The following is a 537-nucleotide window of genomic DNA, read 5'->3' as shown; positions in this document are numbered from 1 at the left end:
AAATTGCTCTTCCTTCCGCGGCACGAATATCCACGGCTTGGCGCCCTTCGTCCCGTCAAGCCCGGCGATGAAGTCGCGGAACGAAAAGACCTTCTCGCCCTCTTCGGGCATCCGAAGGAACTGGATCAGGTTCGCGGCTTTCGCGAGCATGAAGAGCACGCTGCCGGTGGCGCGGTCGGCGTCGTCGGAGAAGGTGCGCGCCGACGACGTGTCCTTGAGCCAGGCCTTGAGCTTATCCTTGTCCATCTTCTGCAGCGCTTCGAGCAGGTCGGGCAGCGTGCATTTCTTCTCCTTCCAGAGTTCCCGGATCATGTTCGCGACGAGGATGCGGCTGGTTTCCAGCCAGACGTCATCGTCCTGCTTCCCGGTCTCGGTAACGAGCTGCTGTGCGATGCGATCGGCGTCGGCGGGGTGGGCGATCTCGGCGAAGGGCGACCAATAAACGCAGCGGGCGTCGAACGGATTGAGGATGACGTCGCCGCACTCGGGCCGGTAATAATGGGCGATGAACTCGCCGCTGGTGTCATAGACCAGCGC

1 protein-coding gene is annotated in these 537 nt (G+C 62.2%); it reads right to left on the bottom strand.

Translation table 11 applies throughout. The features are described from left to right. A partial coding sequence (locus ACT6QU_RS19525) for a type IV secretion system DNA-binding domain-containing protein (RefSeq protein ID WP_444837038.1) occupies positions 1 to 537 on the bottom strand: 537 nt, incomplete at both ends.

Origin of the sequence: Aliihoeflea sp. (assembly GCF_052435475.1) — a bacterium.
GTDB lineage: Bacteria > Pseudomonadota > Alphaproteobacteria > Rhizobiales > Rhizobiaceae > Aliihoeflea.
Note: the sequence above shows the minus strand (reverse complement) of the source record. Positions and strands in the feature narration are given on the sequence as shown.